Source organism: Pseudomonas muyukensis (assembly GCF_019139535.1).
Taxonomy (GTDB): domain Bacteria; phylum Pseudomonadota; class Gammaproteobacteria; order Pseudomonadales; family Pseudomonadaceae; genus Aquipseudomonas; species Aquipseudomonas muyukensis.
Genome location: NZ_CP077073.1, coordinates 3,818,246 through 3,837,546, shown reverse-complemented (window position 1 = coordinate 3,837,546; position 19,301 = coordinate 3,818,246). Strand labels below are relative to the sequence as shown.

The following is a 19,301-nucleotide window of genomic DNA, read 5'->3' as shown; positions in this document are numbered from 1 at the left end:
CCCCGGCCCTCTAGCATTCAAACGTCAGATTCCAACCACTGCAGCGCCTGGTTCGCCGGCAAGGCCGGCTCCTACAGGGGGGCGCGGTTGCTTGTAGGAGCGGCCTTGTGTCGCGAAAGGGCTGCAAAGCAGCCCCGGCGCTCTTGAATCGAAGCCATCATGTTCCAACCACCGCAGCGCCTGGTTCGCCGGCAAGCCGGCGCCTACAGGGTGCGCGGTCACCTGTAGGAGCGGCCTTGTGTCGCGAAAGGGCTGCAAAGCAGCCCCGGCACTCTTGAATCAAAGCCATCATGTTGCAACCACCGCAGCGCCTGGTTCGCCGGCAAGCCGGCGCCTACAGGGTGCGCGGTCACCTGTAGGAGCGGCCTCGTGTCGCGAAAGGGCTGCAAAGCAGCCCCGGCACTCTTAAATCGAAGCCATCATGTTCCAACCACCGCAGCGCCTGGTTCGCCGGCAAGCCGGCTCCTACAGGGTGCGCGGTCACCTGTAGGAGCGGCCTCGTGTCGCGAAAGGGCTGCAAAGCAGCCCCGGCGCTCTTGAATCGAAGCCATCATGTTGCAACCACCGCAGCGCCTGGTTCGCCGGCAAGGCCGGCTCCTACAGGGGGGCGCGGTTGCCTGTAGGAGCGGCCTTGTGTCGCGAAAGGGCTGCAAAGCAGCCCCGGCGCTCTTGAATCAAAGCCATCATGTTGCAACCACCGCAGCGCCTGGTTCGCCGGCAAGCCGGCGCCTACAGGGCGGCGTTGCCTGCCTGCAGCACCTCGTTCAGCAGCCTGCACACCTGCTCGGCTGAATACGGTTTGGCCAGGAAGGCGAAGCCCTGGTGGCCACCTTCGGCAATGGCCTCGCTGTAGCCTGAGGTAAGGATCACCGGCAGCCCTGGATGGCTTTGCCGTAGCTGACGGGCCAGGGCCAGCCCGCCCATCCCCGGCATCACCACATCGGAAAACACCGCATCGAACCCTGCCTGGCCGGCGGCGAGCTGCGCCAGGGCCTCTTCGGCGCTGGCCGCCCAGCGAATCTGGTAGCCGTGGTCGCGCAGGATCTGCGCGGTGAAGCTGCCAACATCGGGGTTGTCCTCGACCACCAGGATCCGCCGTCGCTCGCCTGGCGGCATGGGCTGGGCGTTGTGCGTGTCGGCCTGGACCGCGGGCTGGGGCACTTGCGGCAGGTAGAGGGTGAAGGTGGTGCCCTGGCCTTCGGTGCTGCTGACCTGCACCTCGCCGCCCGACTGCTTGACGAAGCCGAACACCTGCGACAGCCCAAGCCCGGTGCCCTGGCCCGGCGCCTTGGTGGTGAAGAACGGGTCGAAAATGCGTTCCAGCAGGTGTGGGGCGATGCCGACGCCGCTGTCGATCACCGAGATGGCGGCGAACGGCCCCTGTTGCGCGGGCTGGCCGCGCAGGCCCGGCAGGCTGCGGTTGGCCTCCAGGCGCAGGCGCAAGGTCCCGGCGCCGGCCATGGCATCGCGGCCATTGATCATCAGGTTGATCACCGCCGTCTCCAATTGGCCCAGGTCGGCATGCACATGGCAGGGGGCCTCTGGCAGCTCGAGGCTGACCTGGATATGCGCGCCGGTGGCGGTATCGAGCATGTCGGCCATGGCCTCGAGTCGCGGCCCGGCTTCGAACACCTGCGGGTTCAGGGCCTGGCGCCGGGCGAAGGCGAGCAACTGGCCGGTCAGCTTGGCGCCGCGCTCGACGGTATCGGAGACCGTCTTGAAATAGCGGTTGCGGCGGGTTTCGTCGAGGTCTGGGCGCTGCAGGAAGTGCAGCGAGGAGCGAATGATGGTCAGCAGGTTGTTGAAGTCGTGGGCCACGCCGCCGGTCAGCTGGCCGATGGCCTCGAGTTTCTGGGTCTGGCGCAGGATGGCCTCGGTATGCAGCAACTGCCCGGTGCGCTCCTCGACCCGTTGCTCGAGGGTGGCGTTGAGGGCCTCGAGGGCGAGCATCGCCTCGCGCACCTCGGCGTTGGCCTGGACCCGTTGGATATGCGCCCAGCAACGTTCGGTCACTTCGCTGATCAGGGTTTGCTCGTAGGCGCTCCAGGTGCGCGGGAACTTGTCGTGGATGGCCATCAGTGCGGTCAGGCGACCGTCCTTGACCAGCGGCATGCAAATGGTCGCGGTGATGCCAATGGCCTGGAAGGTCGCGGCCTCGCGCGCGGGCAATTGCGCCAGGTTGTCATCGATCACCAGCGCCAGGCCGGCGCGCAGGCGGCTGACGGCCAGGCCACCGAAATCAGCCAGGCGATACTGGCCGACCAGCCTGGGCGAGCCGGGGGCTACCCAGTCGCCGCAAATGGTGAACCTGTCCTCATCGGGCTCGACCACTGCGTAGGCACAGCTCGACAGTTGCAGGTGTTCGCCGAGCAAGCGGGTGGTGGTGGCCATGATCCGCTCCGGGTCGGTGGCCGTGGCCACGGCGCGCCCGACGTTGTCGAGGAAGCTCAGGCGGCGGTTGGCGATCACGCTGGCGGTGGTTTCGGTGACGGTGTCGAGCATGCCGACGACCTTGCCGTGGTAGTCGCGGATCGGGCTGTAGCAGAAGGTGAAGTAGGCGCGTTCCGGGCTGCCGTGGCGTTCGATCTGCAACGGGAAGTCCTCGATGTACACCGCCTCGCCCTCCAGGGCGCGTTGGGCCATGCGGGCGATGTCGCTCCAGGCTTCCTGCCACACCTCGCTGAACGGCCGCCCCAGGGCCAGTGGCTTGTCGCCGAGGATCTGGGTGAAGGCGTCGTTGTGCAGGGTGATCAGGGCTTCGCCCCACAGCACGGCTTGCGGAAAACGCGAGCCCAGGCAGAGGGCGACGCTGGTCTTGAGCACTTCAGGCCAGGTATGCAACGGGCCCAGGGAGGTGGCAGCCCAATCGTGGTTGCGGATGCGCTCGGCCATGAGCCCGCCGCCGTCTAGCCATTTCGCCATGAACGTTGCTGGTCCTTGTGTGCGAGATCATCAGGGTGCACCTAGATGTGGCGCTTGGCGAGTGCTTTATGCAGTTGCTGCCACCTCGAGTACTGCGCTCCAGGCACTGACGCAGCTGTCGCTAGCTCACCTCGAGCCATCAACGCAGCGCCGCTCCCGAATAATTCGAATCACCCCCGCCGCACATGCTTGACCAGTACCTTCTCCAGCAACTCCCACATCGAGGCATCGGTACTGAACGCCACGTTAAAGCGCATCCACCCGGTGGCCTGGGCATCGACCATGAACAACTGCCCGGGCCCGAGCATGATGCCTTGCTCCAGGGCATCGTCGAGCAACGCCGCGCTGTCCGGAATCGCCGGGTGGCGGGTCCAGATGTACATGCCCTCGTCCGACTCGATGAACAGCTCGAAGCCCAGCCGATGCAGGTGCCGACCGACTTCCTGGTGTGCTTCGGCCAGACGCTGGCGCAGGCGCTTGAGGTGCTTGCGCCAGCGACCATCGATGATCGCCGCGTACACCACCCGTTCCATCACCTGCGAGGTGGTCAGCCCCGAGCGCATCTTCAGGTGCAGCAACTGCTGCATCAGCTCGGGGTTGGCCAGCAGGTAGCCGACCCGCACGTTGGGTGAAATGCTCTTTGAGTAACTGCCGACGTACACCACCTGCTGCAGGTGATCGAGGCTGGCCAGGCAGGGCTGGGGCTCGGCGATCATGTCGGCGTACAGGTTGTTCTCCACCAGGCGAAAACCGTGCTGGCTGGCCAGTTGCAGCAGGCGGTGCAACTGCGCCAGCGGCGTGCGCGAGCAGGTCGGGCTGTGCAGGTGCGGCTGGGTGAAGAACGCGGTAGGGCGATGGTGCGCCAGCAGGCGCTCGAGCTGGTCGAGGTCGTAGCCGGCAGGGGTGCGCGGCACGCCCACCAGGGTGGCGCCCTGGGTGCGCAGGATGCTCATCAGGTTGGGGTAGCCGGGATCGTCCACCAGCACCACGTCGCCAGGGCGCACCAGGGTGCGCACCGCCAGGTCCAGGGCCTGGCTGGCGCCATGGGTGAGCATCAGCTGCGCCGAGTTGGCGACGATCGACAGCTCCTGTTGCAGGTTCTGCGCGGTCAAGGCACGTAATTCGGGCAGGCCCATGGGGTCGCCGTAGCCCGACAGCTCCAGCGGGCTGCCGGCCACCTGGCGCAAGCCGCGGCGCAGGCCTTCCTCGTACATCCACTCATTGGGCAACCAGCCGCAACCGGGCTTGTACGGCAGCTGGCGGATTTCGAAGATCTGCTGCAGGTACCACTCGGAGTTGAAGGTCGGACGGGCGGTATCGGCCTCGAGCTGCTGCGCGTCCAACAGCTCGTTCGCCGCACGATTGACGAAGAAGCCGGCATTGCCCTTGCTCACCAGCAGGCCCTGGGCCACCAGGCGGTCGTAGGCCTCGACCACGGTGAAGGTGCTCACCGAATAGGTGGCGGCGAAGGCGCGGATCGACGGCACCTTGGCCCCGGGCTTGAGGGTCTGGTCGTCGATCAGGGCGCGCAGCCCATCGATGATCTGGTTGACCAGCGGGGTGGCGGAGTCCGGATGTAGCTGGAGCATTCAGGGGCCTTCAGGTGTGCCAGACGGCAGGCGTCTGCTGGGCATCGCAGGTGTATTGCATGGGCGACCTGTACAGTGCAGTGCGTAAATCGTGCCGCTGTGCATGGCTCAAAGTGTTCGACATTTTTACATTACGTGTCAGATATCGCCAACACAGCACGCGACAGCGCCATGAATAATCACAATATCGCTGCACCTCAGTCGAGCCTCGTCTCGCACCCTCTTTTCCCGAGGCCGGGCGCCCAGTGCCCGTCCCCAGCATGGTTCAGTTCGACCAGGGTCCGCGCCCTGGCCGCGTAAGCAGGCCGCCACGGATGGCCTGCGTGTGCACCGCACACCTCCCTGCCCGCACTGATGTACAGGTGAGTCCGATAGCCATCGGGGTTTCACAGTTTTTCCTTGGATAAAAAGAAGCACGGGGTAATTGACTGATGGAAGCTACATCCACATCCACCACCGCGAAGGACGGGCACGAGAGCAAGCTCAGCGCCTCGTTGAAGTCGCGCCACCTGACGATGATGTCCATCGCCGGGGTGATCGGCGGCGCCTTGTTCGTCGGTTCCGGCAGCGTGATCCACAGCGCCGGCCCGGCGGCCGTGCTGGCCTACCTGGCCGGTGGCATCCTGGTGGTGCTGATCATGCGCATGCTCGGCGAGATGGCCACCTCATCGCCCGACACGGGCTCGTTCTCCACCTACGCCGACCGCGCCATCGGCCGCTGGGCCGGCTTCACCATCGGCTGGCTGTACTGGTGGTACTGGGTGATCCTGATGGCCTGGGAAGCCTATGTGGCGGGCAAGATCCTGCACGGCTTCTTCCCCGATGTCAGCGTCAACGTGTTCGTGCTGGCCACGACCTTGCTGCTGATCACCGTCAACTTCTTCAACGTCAAGCACTACGGCGAGTTCGAGTTCTGGTTCGCGCTGATCAAGGTGGTGGCGATCGTCTGTTTCCTGGTGGTGTGCACCGCGGCGGTGATGAATGTCTGGCAGTTCGGTGAAGTGCGCGGCATCAGCCACCTGACCGCCGAAGGCTTCATGCCCAACGGCATCACCACGGTGATTGGCGCGTTGCTGGGGGTGATGTTCGCCTTCCTCGGCGCCGAGATCGTCACCATCGCCGCCTCCGAAGCCAAGGACCCGGCCACGCAGATCGTCAAGGCGACCAACTCGGTGGTCTGGCGGGTGTGCCTGTTCTACGTCGGCTCGATCTTCCTGATCGTCTGCCTGGTGCCGTGGAACGACCCGCAGTTGGGCGTTTCCGGCTATGGCGCCTACCGGCGGACCCTCGAGCTGCTGGGCGTGCCCTATGCCGAGCTGCTGATGAACTTCGTGGTGCTGACCTCGGTGAGCAGTTGCCTGATTTCCGGCCACTACACCGCTTCGCGCATGCTGTTCTCGCTGGCCCAGCGTGGCGATGCGCCGCGCCTGTTCAAGTTCACCCGCACTGGTACCGGGGTGCCGGTGAACGCGATCATCGGCTCGTGCCTGGTGGCGGTGTTCTGTGCGCTGATCAACTTCAGCGAGACCCTGCGGCCGAAGGATGTGCTGGAAACGCTGATGAACACCACCGGCATGATTGCCTTGCTGGTGTACCTGGTGATCGCCTTCTCGCAGCTGCGCATGCGCCGCAAGCTGATTGCCGAGGGCAAGGAAGTGCGCCTGAAAATGTGGTTGTTCCCATGGCTGACCTACCTGGTGATCGCCTTCATCATTGCCGCGCTGGTGACCATGGCGTTCATGCCGGACTACCAGATCCTGGTGATCTCCACCGGTATCGCCGCGGCGATCGTGGTAGCCATGGGCGTGGTGCACCAGATGCGGGGCGCCAAGACGCATTAAGCGCCATTGAGTTATAGGGCGGCCGGGTCCTGCAGGGGGCCCGGCCGTTTGCGTTCATGGCGTGCGCGGCCCGCTGCGGTCGAATTGCACCGACTGGCCGGCTTGCAGCAGCAGGCGTTGGCCGGCGCTGTCGAGTTCGGCGCTGCCGGCTTGCAGGTTGGCAGTGACCGCGCCGCCCTGGCGGGTCATCGACAGCTGGGCGTCGTGGGTGGCCAGGGTGCCGTGCTCGGTAACCAGCAGGAACGGCCGTGGGTCGTCATCGGCGACGTCCACCGCAAGCCGGCCTTCGAGCAGGGTGACGCGCCGTTGTTGCCCGTCGTACTCCACGTCGACGGCGCTGTTGGCCTGCAGCACCAGCAGCGTGCCATCGTCCAGGTGGCGCGACAGCTGCTGGCTGGCCGTGGTGCGCAGGTCGGCCAGGTCGAAGCGCTGGCTCATCCAGGGCGAACCGAGCAGGGCGCAGGCGGCGACCAGGGCAAGGAGAATGACGGCCAGGGTGGTTTTCATCGGGGCGTTCGGCGTGCGGTATGGAGCCTGAGCATACGGGGTCGGTTGCCGCTCTGTCGCGCAGTGATGCCTGGCGATGGCGTATGCTAGGCGCACCGCCACCGAAGGAGCGTTGTCTATGGCTTGGTCCGCCACCCAGTATTCGCTGTTCGAAGACGAACGTACCCGCGCCGTTCGCGACCTGCTTGCCGCCGTGCCGCCGCGCCCGGTACGCCATGCCACCGACCTGGGCTGCGGCCCGGGCAACTCCACCGAAGTGCTCTTGCAGCGCCATGCCGATGCCCAGGTCACGGCGCTGGACAGCGATGCCGACATGATCGACAAGGCCCGGCAGCGCCCGCGCCTGAGCATTCCCCGGGTGCGCTGCGAAATCGCCGATATTGCCAGCTGGACGGCCCAGGAGCCGCAGGACTTGATCCTCGCCAATGCCTCGCTGCAATGGCTGGCGGAGCACGGCAGCCTGTACCCGCACCTGGTGCGGCAACTGAGCGAGGGTGGCAGCCTGGCGGTACAGACGCCGGACAACCTCGACGAGCCGGCCCACCGGCAGCTGCGCGAGATCGCCGGCCGTGGGCCCTGGGCTGCCAAGTTCGCTGACTTCAGCTTGCCAGCGCGGCATAACGCGGCGTTTTACTACGACCTGCTGAGCCCGCTGTGCGCGCGGGTGGATGTGTGGCGCACGACCTATCACCACCCGTTGGCCGGCGGCGCCGAGGCGGTGGTGGAGTGGTTCAAGGGTTCGGCGTTGCGGCCGTACCTGGCGCGGCTGGATGAGCAGGAGCAGGGGGATTTCCTGCAACTGTATCTGCAGGCCATGCAGCGCGATTATCCGCCGGCCAGCGATGGCAAGGTGCTGTTGCCGTTCCCGCGGTTATTCGTGGTGGCGACGCGCTAGGTGCCGCAGTACATAGGCGTAGATGCCAAGGTTGATGGCCAATAGCGCGGCGCCGAGCCAGAGTTGGATCTGTGGGGTCAGGCCGGCGGGGTAGATCAGCGGCCAGAGGTAGTGTTCGATGAAGCCGCTTGGGTAGCCGGCGTCGCCGGCGGCGCGGCGCAGGTGGTTTTCCCAGTCGGTGAGCGGGCATTGCAGGTGCAGGCCTTCCACGGCCAGGCCCCAGGCGAGGGCGGGAAGGTGGATGAACAGGGCGCGGTGGCGCCAAAGCACCATCAGGCCGCCGAACAGGGCCAGCAGGATGAAGCAGAGGTGAAGCACGACCAGGGCGTCGGCGGCCAGGCGATAGAGCATGGTGTTGGGGCCTTGTTGTGGGCGGTGGGGTATGGCGGTTTTTCGTGACTGGGTGCTTGGGGTTGGAGGGGGCTTTTAAGCGTTGTATGCGCATTCATTGGCGATGTCGACGCCCAGTCGTTTTGACGGCGACAGAATGCTCTTGCTCTTGCTCTTGCTCTTGCTCTTGCTCTTGCTCTTGCTCTTGCTCTTGCTCTTGCTCTTGCTCTTGCTCTTGCTCTTGCTCTGTTTTTGATTTTGCTTCTAAGCGCGCGATAGTTCAGGCGCCGCCAATTGCGACTTCAGGAGGCCGAGTGGAGTTCTTGCGTAGTGGGGCGACGGCCATGGATGGCCGTCGAGCGCTGCGCCCCAGGATGGGGCGTACAGCGCGGTACCCACGGGAGCAAGAACGGAGCGAGGGGACCCCGGAGCGCAGCGTAGGGGCCGGATGAATGGAGCGAGGATTTTTTGGTTCCTTTTTGATCCTTAAAAAAGGGACCCGCCGTAAGGGCGGAAAGGTGACTATGCGTCGCCATCGCCAATGAATACGCGTATAGCTTTCAAAACTCACGCTCTGAAAGTCAAAGTCAAAGTCAAAGTCAAAGTCAATCGGCGTGGGTATTCACAGATGTAAACGCATTCATTTGCTATATCGACGCTTAATCACCTTTTCGCCCTTACGGCGAGTCACTTTTTGTCAAACGCGACAAAAAGTAACCAAAAAACGCTGCGCTCCATTCATCCGGCCCTACGCTCCGCTCCGGGTTCCCTCACTCCGGCCTTGCTCCCGGGAGGACCGCGCTGTAGGGCCCATCCTGGGCCCCAGCGCTTGACGGGCATCCATGCCCGTCACCTCCCTACGCAAGGCCTGCGTTCGGCCTCCTGAAGTCGCGAAGTTACGCGCGGCGCCTGCACTGGCGCAGCTGTCGCTGGCTGGGGTTGACGCTAGCCTTTTGATCGGTGACAGCAACAGCAACAGCAACAGCAACAGCGAGCATTGGTTCTGGCCTGAAAGGCCGTTAATCGCTAGTGCAGGATCTGCTTCAAGAACGCCTGCGCCCGCGCCGTCCGGGGCTGTCCGAAGAACACTTGCGGGCTGCTGTCCTCGATGATCTGCCCGCCCTCAAGAAACAGCACCCGCTGCGCCACTTGCCGGGCAAACCCCATCTCGTGGGTCACGCACAGCATGGTCATCCCGGTGTCCGCCAACTGCACCAACACCTCCAGCACCTCGGCGACCATCTCCGGGTCCAACGCCGAGGTCGGCTCGTCGAACAGCATGATCCGCGGCTTCATGCACAGCGCCCGGGCAATCGCCACGCGCTGCTGCTGCCCACCGGAAAGCTGGCTGGGGTACTTGTGCGCCTGGTTCTCGATACCCACCTTGCTCAGGTACAGCCGCGCGCGCTCCTCGGCCTCCCGGCGCGACAAGCCCCGCACGCTCATCGGCGCCAGCAGGCAGTTGTCGAGCACGCTCATGTGCGGGAACAGGTTGAAGTGCTGGAACACCATGCCGATCTCGCTGCGTACCTGGCTGGCCTGGCGGCTGTTGCCCGCCAGGTCGATGCCCGCTACCTGGACGCTGCCCTGCTCGGCGACCTCCAGGCGATTGATGCAGCGAATCAGCGTCGACTTGCCCGAGCCCGACGGGCCGCAGAGCACGATACGCTCGCCCTCGCGCACCGACAGGTCGATATCGTGCAGCACATGGAAAGCACCGTAATGCTTGTTCAGACCCTCGATGCGGATCAGCTCCGGGCGCGGGTCGGGGGCAGGGGACAGGCTGGCAAGGCTCAAGGGGGCGGTCATGTTGTTGTTCTCCCGCAGGGTCGTCAGTCGAAACGCGCGGCGCTGTAGGGCGCCGGGTCGGTGAAGGGGGGCGCGCCGGTCAGCAGCTCCGCCAGCAGGCGGCCACTGACCGGGCCCAGGGTCAGGCCGTGGTGGGCGTGGCCGAAGTTGAACCACAGGTTGCGGTGCCGCGGCGCCGGGCCGATCACCGGGCGCATGTCCGGCAGGCACGGGCGACGGCCCAGCCAGGGTTTGTCGTCCAGGCGCTCGCCCAGGGCCGGGAACAGCTTGCGCGCCAGCGCCTCGCAGCGGCGCAGCTGGATTTCGTTGACGGCGGCGTCGCTGGCGGCAAACTCGATGCCCGTGGTCAGGCGCACGCCCCGGGCCATCGGCGCCAGCACGTAGCCGCCCTGGGTGTCGCACAGCGAATGGTTGAGTTCGGCGCCGTCGCGGGTGCTGTAGTGCATGTGATAGCCGCGCTTGATGCCCAGCGGGAAGTGGTAGCCCAGGCGCTCGTACAGCTCGGCCGACTGCGGGCCCAGGCAGGCCACCACCTCGTCGGCGCTGACCGTGCCACGGCGGCTGTCCAGCTGCCAGCCACCCGCGACCTGGCGCAGGCTGCGGGCATCGCCGTGAAGGAACTGCCCGCCGCGCTGGACGAACAGCGCCGCATAGCCGCGGGTGAGGCCACCGGGGTTGCTCACGGTCTTCGGGTCGAGCCAGTGGATGCCCCCCTTGACGTCGCCGTCGAGCTGTTGCTCACGGGCCTGCAGCGCCGCGCGATCGAGGATTTCGTAGCGCAGGCCATAACGGGCCAGGCCCGGCAGCTCCTGCTTGGCCTTGGCGAACAAGGCGTCGTCGCGGTACACCTCGATCCAGCCCTTGGCCTGGACCAGGGCCTGCAGGCCGGCGGCCTCGATCAGCGCGTCGTGTTCCTCGACGCTGCGCTGCACCAGCGGCAGCATGTCTGCCGCGGCCTTGGCCAGGCGCCCCGGCGCCGACTGCTGCCAGTAGCGCAGCAGCCAGGGCGCCGCCTTGGGCAGGTGGGCAAGGCTGTAGCGCACGTCGGGCTGGCGGTTCAGGCCGTAGCGCAGCAAGGCGCTGAACTGGCGCGGGAAGGCATAGGGAATCACGCTGGAGCGTTCGATCAGCCCGGCGTTGCCATGGCTGGTGCCACTGCCGGGCTCGTCGCGGTCGATGAGGATCACCTGGCGCCCGCGGGCTTGCAGGTGCAGGGCGGTGCAGACACCGACGATGCCGGCGCCCAGGACGATGGTCTGGCAATACATGGAAACCTTCCTTCAATCAGTTCAGGTGGCGGCCCAGGCGGGCCTCCAGGTGTTTCAGCGCGCGCCGGACGATCTCCACGATCAGCAGGTACAGCACTGCCGCCCACAGGTAGATCTGGAAGTCGAAGCTGCGCGAGAAGGCCAGCTTGGTCACCCCCATCAGGTCGTAGATGGTCACCAGCGAGGCGATGGCGCTGGCCTTGATCATCATGATCAGCTCGTTGCCCAGTGGGCCGATGGCCACCAGCAGCGACTGCGGCAGCACCACCTTGAAGAAGGTGGTCGAGCGCTTGAGGTTCAGGGCCCGGGCCGCTTCGTACTGGCCGGGGGCGACGGCCATCAGGCTGGCACGGAAGATCTCGGCCTGGTAGGCGGCGGTGTTGAGGGTGAAGGCGAGCAGGGCGCAGTACCAGGCTTCGCGGAAGAACCACCACAGCCCGAGGTCCTGCCAGAAACCCTTGAGCGAGCCCAGCCCGTAGTACAGCAAGAACAGCTGGGCCAGCAGCGGCGAGCCACGGAAGAAATACACATAGCCGGCGGCCAGGCGTCGCAGGGCGGTGCTGCGCGACATCCGCGCCAGGGCCAGCAGCATGCCCAGCAGCGCGCCGAGGGTGAACGAGATCGCCACCAGCTTGGCGGTCACCAGCAGCCCGTCGATGAAGCGAGCGCCGTAGCGTTCCAGCAGGTCGGGGTCGAGCACATAGGCCAGCAATTGCTCGAAGGTCATGGCCGGGCTCCTTGCAGGTGGCGGTTGCTACGTCGCTCCAGCAGGGCGAAGACCCGCCCCGAAAGCGCCGAGAACAGCAGGTAGACCAGGCACGCCACGCCATAGAACAGCATCGGCTGCTTGGTCACGCTGACCGCCAGGTTGGTCTGGCGCATCAGGTCGATCAGCGAGATGGTCGAGACCAGCGAGGTGTCCTTGAGCAGGCTCAGCCAGTTGTTCGACAAGCCCGGCAGGGCGATGCGCGCCAGTTGCGGCAGTTGCACTTTGAAAAACGCCGTGCGCCGGCTCAGGCCCAGGGCCGAGCAGGCCTCGAGCTGACCCTTGGGCAGGGTCTTGAAGGCCATCAGCCAGATCTCGCTGGAGAAGGCGGCGAACACCAGGCTGAAGGCGGCCATGGCGGCGAGGAAGGTATTGATCAGCACCTCGCCTTCATAGCCCAGGGCGGCGAGGATCTTCTGCGCGGCGATCTGGCAGCCGTAGTAGATGATCAGCAGCGTAAGCAGTTCGGGCAGGCCGCGGAACACCGTGGAAAAGGTGGTGGCCCAGGCCCGTGGCAGGCGTTTGCGCGAGCGCGCCGCCAGGGCCACCAGCAGCCCCAGGGGCAGGCCGATGGGCAGGCAGGCCAGGGCCAGCGACACGGTGACCAGGGCACCGGCCAGCAGCGCCTGGCCCCAGCCGCCGCTGGCGAAGGAGAGCAGCGAGAGTTGATCGAGCATGGGTACATCCTCGAGGTCGGCGGGGCGCAAGGCCGCTCCCACAGGAACCGCGCACGCCTTGTGGGAGCGGCCTTGTATCGCGAAAGGGCTGCGCAGCAGCCACAGGATTCGTATCAGTTATAGATATCGAAGGCGAAGTACTTGCTCGCGATCTTCTGGTAGGTGCCATTGGCGACGATGGCCGCCAGCGCTTCGTTGAGCCGCGTGCGCAGGGCCTGGTCGTCCTTGCGCACGGCAATCGCCGCGTCGGCCTTGGTGCCGTCGACGTCACCGAGGATCTTGCAGCAGGCCTGGCCGTTCTTGTTCAGCCACTCATGCAGCGGGAACTTGTCGGCGATCACCCCGTCCAGGCGCCCGGCGGCAAGGTCGGCGTTGGCTTCGTCGAGGGTCGGGTACAGCTTCACGTCCGCGCCGGCCTTGCCGTACACGTCCTCGGCGTAGATTGCCTGGGTCGAGGCGGACTGCGCGCCGACCGTGTAGCCCTTGAAGTCGGTCTGCGCGTCGTCGATCTGGCTATCCTTGGCCACCGCCACGGTCAGTGGGGTGCGGTAGTAGTGGTCGGTGAAGGCGATCTTCTTGCGTCGCTCTTGGGTATCGATCATCGAGGCCACCACGGCATCGTACTTGCGCGCCATCAACGCCGGGATGATGCCTTCCCAGTCCTGGGCCACCAGGGTGCATTCGACCTTCATCTGTGCGCACAGGGCCTGGGTGATGTCGACATCGAAGCCGTGCAGCTTGTTGTCGGCATCGACATAGTTGAACGGGGGGTACGCGCCTTCCGTGGCGAAGCGCAGGGTTTCGCCACTGGCGTGGCCCGCCAGCAGCAGGGCGCACGCGCCCACCATAGCCAGGGTTCTTTTCATGTTGCACCTCTGTACCAGCACTCTTGCTATTGTTGTTTGCCCGCCGGCCACGAGGTGTAGCCGACGAACTCGTTATGTAGAGCGGCAGTTGCTTCCAAGCGTGTTTCAACGTCCGGTCCAAGCTTCTTGCAGACCTCGTTGACCATCAGGTGCACCCACGACAGCATCGTCGCGGTGGACTCCCAGAACAGGTTGAATTCGGTGGGGATGCGGAACACCTCGTCGGCGTTGTCGTCGGCCCACTCGCAGAAGGTATCGGTGACCAGGGTCACCGGGATGCCCCGCGCGCGCGCCTGCTGGCACAGTTGCAGGGCATGGCGTGAATAACGACGCGCCTCGAACACCACCAGGGCGCTGGCCTGCGGTTGGCCGAGCAGCACTTCGCCGAAATGCCCGGCGCTGCCATCGACCCGTTGCACGCCGTCGCGCAGGTATTGCAGCAGGTGGGCCATGCACATGGCCACGCCGCGCTCGGTCTGAAAGCCGGCGATGAACACCCGTGGCGAATCGGCCAGGCGCCGGGCGACCTGGTGCCAGGCCTCGGTGCGGCTGTATTCGTGCACGCGCACCAGCGCGGCGATTTCCTTTTCCAGGCAGCCGTCGTGGTCCGACGGTGCGGCGGCCTGGCGGTATTCCTGCAGGCGATCGCCTACCAGCCAAGGGCCTTGGCCCAGGTCGCTCTGCAAATCCTGCTTGAGCGCCTTGAGGTGGGCATAGCCGAGTGCGCGGCAGAAGCGGCCGACACTGGACTCGCTGACATCGAGCTTGGCGGCGATGCTGGCGGAGGTCTGGAACGGCAGTTCATGCAGGTTGGCGAGCATGTAGCTGGCGATCTTGCGGCCCGAGGCGGCAGCGCTGTGCAGGCTGCTTTCCAGGCGTTGCCTGATCGATGGGCTCATGGACGGCTCCGGCTGATTTCTGGCGTGGAGAAGAAAATGGCCGTTTTCTGTCATCAAGTCAATATTTGACAGATAGCTGTCATTCGCGGGAGAGTCGAGGGCGTTGCGCTGTAGCGAATCCAATACCAATAAAGGAGCTCCAGATGTCCGCACCTACCACCGGCGCAGTCGTGCGCGTGCCGTTTGCCGAGCTGCAGGCGCTGTTGCAGTCGATCTTGCAGCGCCACGGTTGCAGCGAGGCCGTGGCCGCCGTGCTTGCCCACAACTGTGCCAGCGCCCAGCGCGATGGCGCCCACAGCCATGGGGTGTTCCGCATACCGGGTTATGTCTCGACGCTGGCCAGTGGCTGGGTCGATGGCAAGGCCCAGCCGCTGGTGAGCGATGTGGCCTCGGGGTATGTGCGGGTGGACGCCCGCGGTGGCTTTGCCCAGCCTGCCTTGGCCGCGGCCCGCCGCTTGCTGGTGGACAAGGCGCGCAGCGCCGGTATCGCCGTGCTGGCTATCCATAACTCCCACCATTTCGCCGCCTTGTGGCCGGATGTCGAGCCGTTCGCCGAGCAGGGGCTGGTGGCCCTGAGCGTGGTCAACAGCATGACCTGCGTGGTGCCCCATGGCGCGCGCCAGCCGTTGTTCGGCACCAACCCCATTGCCTTTGCCGCGCCTTGCGCCGGGCACGACCCGATCGTGTTCGACATGGCCACCAGTGCCATGGCCCATGGCGATGTGCAGATCGCCGCGCGAGCCGGGCAGCGCTTGCCCGAAGGCATGGGCGTGGATGCCAGCGGCCAGCCGACCTGCGACCCCCAGGCGATCCTCGACGGCGGCGCCTTGTTGCCGTTCGGCGGGCACAAGGGTTCGGCGCTGTCGATGATGGTCGAGCTGCTGGCGGCGGCGCTGACCGGCGGGCATTTCTCCTGGGAGTTCGACTGGTCCGGGCACCCGGGGGCGAAGACGCCCTGGACCGGGCAGTTGCTCATCGTCATCGACCCGTCCAAGGCCGAGGGCGAGCGTTTTGCCCTGCGTAGCCGTGAACTGGTGGAGCAGATGCAGGCGGTGGGGCTGAGCCGGATGCCGGGGGAACGTCGTTATCGCGAGCGCGAAGTGGCCGGGCGGGAGGGGGTGGCGTTGAGCGAGCAGGAGTGGGTGGGGTTGCAGGCGCTGGTGGGGTGAGGTTGGGGTGGGGTTGGGGTGGGGCTGCGAGGTGTTGGACGAGCGAATTGCAGCGCCGATCAGATCGAGCGCCGCCCGCGCGGCGCTCGATCTGACAGGCGCCGCCGTTCTTTCGCAGAACACCAACCCAACCTGACAGGCGCTGCAATCCTCCCGGCCAACATCAGCCAGGCAAGCCCCCTGCGAACGCGAGTTGACAGCGGCTCTTTGCAACGCTGCCATATACGATTGCCGGCCAGGGGATGTAACCCGCGCCGGCAGGCGCTATTCTCGATGCCATCTTCTATTCGCGACCCATCCGTACCAAGGAGCTGCACGCTGTGTTCAAACATGTCGATGCCTATGCCGGCGACCCGATCCTCTCGTTGATGGAAACCTTCAAGGCCGATCCCCGTGCCGACAAGGTCAACCTGAGCATCGGCCTGTACTACGACGAAGCGGGCGTGGTACCGCAGCTGGCGGCGGTGGCCGAGGTGGAAAAACGCCTGGCCGGGCAACCCCACGAAGCCTCGCTGTACCTGCCCATGGAAGGCCTGGCCAGCTACCGCCAGGCGATCCAGGCCCTGCTGTTCGGCGCCGAGCACCCCGCGCTCAGCGCTGGCCGCGTGGCCACCGTGCAGACCGTCGGCGGCTCCGGCGCGCTGAAAGTCGGCGCCGATTTCCTCAAGCGCTACTTCGCCGGCTCCGAGGTCTGGGTCAGCGACCCGACCTGGGATAACCACCGGGCGATCTTCGAAGGCGCCGGCTTCAAGGTGCACAGCTACCCGTACTTCGACCAGGCCAGCCGCGGCGTCAACTTCGCCGGCATGCTCGACACCCTGCAGACCCTGCCGGCCAACAGCATCGTGCTGCTGCACCCGTGCTGCCACAACCCTACCGGTGCCGACCTCGACCAGCAGCAGTGGCAGCAAGTGATCGAAGTGGTCAAGGCGCGCCAGTTGATCCCGTTCCTCGACATCGCCTACCAGGGCTTCAGCGAATCGCTGGAGGCCGACGCCTACGCCATCCGCGAGATGGCCCGTGCCGGCGTGCCGTGCCTGGTGAGCAACTCGTTCTCGAAGATCTTCTCGCTGTACGGCGAGCGGGTAGGGGGCTTGTCGGTGGTTTGCGACGACGCCGACAGCGCTGTCAGCGTGCTCGGCCAGCTCAAGGCCACCGTGCGCCGCAATTACTCCAGCCCGCCGTTCTTCGGCGCGCAGCTGGTGGCCGGCGTGCTCGGCGACGCCGGCCTCAACGCCCAGTGGGTGGCGGAAGTCGAAGTGATGCGCACGCGTATCCTGGCCATGCGCCAGGGCCTGGTCGACCTGCTTGGCGAGCTGCTGCCGGGCCAGGACTTCCAGTTCTTCCTGCGCCAGCGCGGCATGTTCAGCTACACCGGCTTCAGCGTCGAGCAGGTGCGTCGCCTGCGTGACGAGTTCGGCGTGTACCTGATCGACAGTGGCCGGGTGTGCATGTCCGGCCTGCGTCCGGCCAACCTGCGCCAGGTGGCCGAGGCGTTCGCCGCCGTGCAGAAGTAACCCAGCCGTTCGCCGGCAAGCCGGCTCCTACGCGCCCTGTAGGAGCCGGCTTGCCGGCGAACGAGGCTGTCCGGGTTTTCTTTTCTTGTAAAGACAAGTGCAACCGTCCCTCGGGCGGGGCTTCCCCAAGTGCAACCTTTGCATGCACAATCGCGCCTCTCTTCCCCGGTTGAGTTGGGCGAAACGTCTATTTCGCCATTCTCAGCCTGTTGCAGTCTTGCGAGTGGAGCTTCACCCGGAATGAATGAGCAGGCCCCAAGCGTTGAACAACGCTTTGTAGAATCGACCCCCGCCACCCTCGGCAGCTGGTCGCGTCAAGACACCACCTGGATGCTGGGCCTGTTCGGCACGGCCATCGGCGCCGGGACCCTGTTCCTGCCGATCAACGCCGGCCTCGGCGGCTTCTGGCCGTTGCTGGTGCTCGCCGCGCTGGCCTTCCCGATGACCTACTTCGCCCACCGCGGGCTGACCCGCTTCGTGCTCTCCGGGAGCAAGGGCGGCGACATCACCGACGTGGTCGAGGAGCACTTCGGCATCACTGCCGGGGCCTTGATCACCGTGCTGTACTTCTTCGCCATCTTCCCCATCCTGCTGATCTACAGCGTGGCCCTGACCAACACCGTCAGCAGCTTCATGGAGCACCAGTTGCACATGGCGCCACCGCCGCGGGCGATCCTGTCGTTCCTGCTGATCCTCGGCCTGCTGGGCATCGTGCGCTGCGGCGAGCAGGCCACGGTCAAGGTCATGAGCCTGCTGGTCTATCCGTTCATCGTCGCCCTGGCGCTGCTGGCGCTGTACCTGGTGCCGCACTGGACCGGTGGCATCCTCGACACCGCCACCCAGGTGCCGTCGGGTTCGGCCTTCCTGCACACCGTGTGGCTGGCGATCCCGGTGATGGTGTTCTCGTTCAATCACTCGCCGATCATCTCGGCCTTTGCCGTCGACCAGAAGCGTCGCTACGGCGAGCATGCCGATGAGCGCAGCGGCCAGATCCTGCGTCGCGCCCACCTGCTGATGGTGCTGATGGTGCTGTTCTTCGTGTTCAGCTGCGTGCTGACCCTCGACAGCGCCCAGCTGGCCGAGGCCAAGGCACAGAACCTGTCGATCCTGTCATACCTGGCCAACCACTTCGAGCAACCGGCCATCGCCTTCGCCGCGCCGTTGATTGCCTTCATCGCCATCGCCAAGTCGTTCCTGGGCCACTACATCGGTGCCAGCGAAGGTCTCAAGGGCATGATCACCAAGGCCGGCATGCGCCCGGGCGCCAAGGCCCTGGATCGCGTGGTCGCCGCGTTGATGCTGGTGGTGTGCTGGATCGTCGCCACCCTCAACCCGAGCATCCTGGGCATGATCGAGTCCCTCGGCGGGCCGATCATCGCCGTGCTGCTGTTCCTGATGCCGATGTACGCCATTCGCCGCGTACCTTCGATGCGCAAGTACAGCGGTGCGCTGTCCAACCTGTTCGTGGTGGTCGTTGGCCTGGTGGCCCTGACCTCGGTGGTGTACGGCCTGCTGGCCTGATGCCGCGCTGACAGCGTAATGCCCGGGTGTCTTGTCGCCACCCGGGCATTTTTTTGTCCACGATAATTGTCTGGCAATACAACAATTTCATCTTTGCTTATAGGCACTTGCGCGGCTTCATGCTTAACTCGGGGTCTTTTTCCAAACCCGCATAAGGATTTCCGCCATGGCTCAAGTGACTCTCAAAGGCAACCCGGTACAGGTCAAAGGCGAGCTGCCCAAGGCCGGTGCCCAGGCGCCAGCCTTCTCCCTGGTCGCTGGCGACCTGTCCGACAAGTCGCTGAAAGACTTTGCCGGCAAGCGCAAGGTGCTGAACATCTTCCCAAGCGTCGACACCCCGACCTGCGCCACCTCGGTGCGCAAGTTCAACGCCCAGGCCAATGACCTCGCCAATACCGTGGTGCTGTGCATCTCCGCCGACCTGCCGTTCGCCCAGGCGCGTTTCTGCGGCGCCGAAGGCCTGGAGAACGTGAAGAACCTGTCGACCCTGCGTGGTGTCGAGTTCCTGCAGAACTACGGCGTCGCCATCGCCGACGGCCCGCTGGCCGGCCTGGCTGCCCGTGCGGTGGTGGTTCTGGACGAGCAGGACAAGGTGCTGCACGCCGAGCTGGTGGGCGAAATCGCCAACGAGCCGAACTACGAGGCGGCGCTGGCGGTGCTGAAGTAAGTCGCGCCACCCTGTGGCAGCGGGCTTGCCCGCGCACCTGGTTACACGCGGTTACGGC

The 19,301-nt window shown here is 65.6% G+C and carries 16 protein-coding genes; 6 read left to right on the top strand and 10 right to left on the bottom strand.

Annotation, left to right across the window (positions count from 1 at the left end):
* Positions 1 to 729: 729 nt before the first annotated feature.
* Entirely contained in the window at positions 730 to 2,922 is a 2,193-nt protein-coding gene (locus KSS95_RS16990) for an ATP-binding protein (RefSeq protein WP_217848229.1), read from the bottom strand.
* Between the two features lie 170 nt (positions 2,923 to 3,092).
* Positions 3,093 to 4,511, bottom strand: a complete 1,419-nt coding sequence (locus KSS95_RS16985) for an aminotransferase-like domain-containing protein (RefSeq protein WP_217848228.1) — start codon at positions 4,509 to 4,511, stop codon at positions 3,093 to 3,095.
* 431 nt (positions 4,512 to 4,942) lie between these two features.
* Between KSS95_RS16985 and KSS95_RS16980 the strand changes: the two genes are divergently transcribed.
* Positions 4,943 to 6,352, top strand: a complete 1,410-nt coding sequence (locus tag KSS95_RS16980) for an amino acid permease (RefSeq protein ID WP_134694138.1) — start codon at positions 4,943 to 4,945, stop codon at positions 6,350 to 6,352.
* A gap of 54 nt (positions 6,353 to 6,406) precedes the next feature.
* Here the strand turns inward: KSS95_RS16980 and KSS95_RS16975 are convergent, their stop codons facing one another.
* Positions 6,407 to 6,859 (bottom strand): FecR domain-containing protein, encoded by a 453-nt coding sequence (locus tag KSS95_RS16975; RefSeq protein ID WP_217848227.1) that lies wholly within the window; start codon positions 6,857 to 6,859, stop codon positions 6,407 to 6,409.
* A 118-nt stretch (positions 6,860 to 6,977) separates the two neighbouring features.
* On the opposite strand from KSS95_RS16975, the gene tam reads away from it, so the two are divergent.
* Positions 6,978 to 7,754 (top strand): trans-aconitate 2-methyltransferase, encoded by a 777-nt coding sequence (gene tam, locus KSS95_RS16970; RefSeq protein WP_217848226.1) that lies wholly within the window; start codon positions 6,978 to 6,980, stop codon positions 7,752 to 7,754.
* Here the strand turns inward: tam and KSS95_RS16965 are convergent.
* From KSS95_RS16965 to KSS95_RS16935, 7 genes are all read right to left on the bottom strand, one after another.
* On the bottom strand, positions 7,731 to 8,105 hold the full coding sequence (locus KSS95_RS16965; protein ID WP_217848225.1) for a DUF2784 domain-containing protein: 375 nt from the start codon (positions 8,103 to 8,105) through the stop codon (positions 7,731 to 7,733). The genes tam and KSS95_RS16965 overlap by 24 nt on opposite strands.
* Before the next feature lie 1,005 nt (positions 8,106 to 9,110).
* Entirely contained in the window at positions 9,111 to 9,893 is a 783-nt protein-coding gene (locus tag KSS95_RS16960; protein ID WP_302467654.1) for an amino acid ABC transporter ATP-binding protein, read from the bottom strand.
* A gap of 23 nt (positions 9,894 to 9,916) precedes the next feature.
* On the bottom strand, positions 9,917 to 11,161 hold the full coding sequence (locus KSS95_RS16955) for an FAD-dependent oxidoreductase (RefSeq protein WP_217848224.1): 1,245 nt from the start codon (positions 11,159 to 11,161) through the stop codon (positions 9,917 to 9,919).
* Between the two features lie 16 nt (positions 11,162 to 11,177).
* On the bottom strand, positions 11,178 to 11,888 hold the full coding sequence (locus KSS95_RS16950; RefSeq protein WP_217848223.1) for an ABC transporter permease: 711 nt from the start codon (positions 11,886 to 11,888) through the stop codon (positions 11,178 to 11,180).
* Positions 11,885 to 12,604 carry an ABC transporter permease gene (locus tag KSS95_RS16945; protein ID WP_217848222.1) on the bottom strand — a complete coding sequence of 240 codons (720 nt, stop codon included), beginning with the start codon at positions 12,602 to 12,604 and terminating at the stop codon, positions 11,885 to 11,887. Before KSS95_RS16945 ends, KSS95_RS16950 begins: the two co-directional genes overlap by 4 nt.
* 113 nt (positions 12,605 to 12,717) lie before the next feature.
* On the bottom strand, positions 12,718 to 13,470 hold the full coding sequence (locus tag KSS95_RS16940; protein ID WP_217848221.1) for a transporter substrate-binding domain-containing protein: 753 nt from the start codon (positions 13,468 to 13,470) through the stop codon (positions 12,718 to 12,720).
* A 26-nt stretch (positions 13,471 to 13,496) separates the two neighbouring features.
* Positions 13,497 to 14,369 carry a MurR/RpiR family transcriptional regulator gene (locus tag KSS95_RS16935; protein ID WP_217848220.1) on the bottom strand — a complete coding sequence of 291 codons (873 nt, stop codon included), beginning with the start codon at positions 14,367 to 14,369 and terminating at the stop codon, positions 13,497 to 13,499.
* Positions 14,370 to 14,512: 143 nt separating this feature from the next.
* On the opposite strand from KSS95_RS16935, the gene KSS95_RS16930 reads away from it, so the two are divergent.
* The 4 genes from KSS95_RS16930 to tpx all read left to right on the top strand — a co-directional run bounded on the left by KSS95_RS16930 (position 14,513) and on the right by tpx (position 19,243).
* Entirely contained in the window at positions 14,513 to 15,538 is a 1,026-nt protein-coding gene (locus tag KSS95_RS16930) for an Ldh family oxidoreductase (protein ID WP_217848219.1), read from the top strand.
* A gap of 320 nt (positions 15,539 to 15,858) precedes the next feature.
* On the top strand, positions 15,859 to 17,055 hold the full coding sequence (locus KSS95_RS16925) for an amino acid aminotransferase (protein ID WP_217848218.1): 1,197 nt from the start codon (positions 15,859 to 15,861) through the stop codon (positions 17,053 to 17,055).
* A gap of 240 nt (positions 17,056 to 17,295) precedes the next feature.
* Positions 17,296 to 18,576 (top strand): serine/threonine transporter, encoded by a 1,281-nt coding sequence (locus KSS95_RS16920; protein ID WP_217848217.1) that lies wholly within the window; start codon positions 17,296 to 17,298, stop codon positions 18,574 to 18,576.
* Positions 18,577 to 18,742: 166 nt separating this feature from the next.
* Positions 18,743 to 19,243 (top strand): thiol peroxidase, encoded by a 501-nt coding sequence (gene tpx / locus KSS95_RS16915; protein ID WP_217848216.1) that lies wholly within the window; start codon positions 18,743 to 18,745, stop codon positions 19,241 to 19,243.
* The last annotated feature ends 58 nt before the right edge of the window (positions 19,244 to 19,301 follow it).